Origin of the sequence: Fibrobacter sp., from assembly GCA_012523595.1 — a bacterium.
Classification (GTDB): domain Bacteria; phylum Fibrobacterota; class Chitinivibrionia; order Chitinivibrionales; family Chitinispirillaceae; genus JAAYIG01.
Map to the genome: position 1 here is coordinate 1 of JAAYIG010000232.1, position 1913 is coordinate 1913.

Annotated in this window: 2 protein-coding genes; both read right to left on the reverse strand. The window is 46.3% G+C overall.

Going from position 1 to position 1913, the window contains the following annotated elements; translation table 11 throughout:
- Positions 1 to 178: 178 nt before the first annotated feature.
- Entirely contained in the window at positions 179 to 1132 is a 954-nt protein-coding gene (dusB, locus tag GX089_16360; GenBank protein NLP04069.1) for a tRNA dihydrouridine synthase DusB, read from the reverse strand.
- 306 nt (positions 1133 to 1438) lie between these two features.
- Entirely contained in the window at positions 1439 to 1885 is a 447-nt protein-coding gene (locus tag GX089_16365) for a hypothetical protein (protein ID NLP04070.1), read from the reverse strand.
- Positions 1886 to 1913 lie beyond the last annotated feature (28 nt).

Sequence of the window (1913 nt, forward strand, 5' to 3'; positions counted from 1 at the left end):
AGATGACCCAGGGCAAGCGACCAACCAAAAAAGCAATGAGCAATCAGACGAAATGTCCCAGATGTATGTCAAGGGGCTATGACAAAGCAGAAAAACTGAACCTGCTCGAGAAATTTAAGTTCATGGGGTGCAATGTGTGGATTTGCCGAAAATGCGGCAAAAAATGGGCTGGCTAATCCTAACGGGCCATCTCAAGAATCTGCTTTAACACAGTCAGCAGCTGATCAGTTGATTCTGCCCTGAAAATCCGGTCTCTGAGCGCCGATGCACCTGAGAGTCCTTTTATGTAGCGGGAGACATGTCTTTTCATCTCCCTATACGCGAATCTTTCTCCATACATTTCTTTGAACCTGATTACATGCTCCTGCGCCAGATCGACTTTCATCTCAGGAGTCACAATCGGCCCGCATTCAGACTTCAGAGCGCTCTTTATCTGCGCAAAAATCCAGGGATTGCCGAAAGCCTCCCTGCCTATCATCACTGAATCGCATCCGGTTATCCTCAACATCTCCAGGGCATCCTCTGAACTCACGATATCTCCATTTCCAATTACCGGAATGGGAACAGCCTTTTTTACCTCTGTGATTCTCTCCCAGAAGGAATGGCCCGAGAAGCCCATCGACTGTGAACGGGGATGAAGTGTAACTGCAGCAGCGCCGCACTGCCATGCAGATGCTGCAAACTGAACATCAACCCATTCATTCATACGCCACCCGGAACGTATCTTGACAGTTACAGGAACGGGTACTGATTCCGCCACCTTGCCGACTATTCTGCAGAAAAGATCATGATTTTTCAGCAGCCCTGAGCCGCCATTTTTCTTAACGACCTTGGCAACAGGACATCCGGCGTTTATGTCAATAAAATCGGGTCTGACTTTATCATAGGTGAGTTTTGCGGCTCTGGCCATATGATCCGGATCGGAACCGAAAAGCTGAATTCCAATGGGCCGCTCCGATACATCAAACAGCATCAGTTTTTCTGTGACTTCTGAGCAGTAAATAAGACCTTCGGCACTTACCATCTCAGATACCACTATATCTGCACCCTGCTCTTTGCAGATGCGGCGGAACACCGTATCTGTAACGCCTGCCATGGGGGCTAAAACCAATTTTTTATCTGAAAAAAACATCTGAACACCTGATTTGTTATCTGTAGAAAATAGTGACTTCGATATGTTTCTGCAATTATTACCTAACTTATGCACCCGGATCAGGGCAAATTGCGCTTAGCCCTTGTGCATAAAGGCTTTCACAAATCTTGATGTACCACAGGTGTGGTGCACCTGCGATTTGTTCAAGCCTTTCTGCTGCAAGGTCTAAACGCACTTCGTCCCTTCCCGGATGCATAAGTCAGGTATTACAAACTTCCATTGAGCGGTCAATAACGTCAGGAAGTTTTCCAGCCCTCATGGATACAACAGACTCTCTGCCAAAATTTACAATCCGGCACTTCTTGAGTTCGCCAGCATGTTTTTAAGCCGGATCATCGTTGCTTCAAGTTTTACAAGATCACTGCTGAGCGGAAACATCGCATGGTACCTATCCCTGAACCGGACCGCCTCCGCGAACTTATTTGCATTAGTCAAAACTACCAGAATCCTTACATATTCATTAAGAAGATGTGAGAATTCATTTGGAGCGTAATCCCTTTTCTGCTCATGGAGAAAATTACGCTGATGCTTTGCGTGAATCTCAAAAATTTCTATCATTGAAGAGAGATCTCCGGACAAAGAGTCTTCTGTGAGCCAACATACGCCAGTAAACTCATCTATATGCGCAAGTGTTCCCTTACGCCCTAGCCTGATCCAGAAATCCTGATCACCTATCGCCCTGTATCTGATATCGAAATATCCGACTCTCTCATGAACGTTTCTTTTCCACATTGGATGCGGACCTACACGACACTGGAAC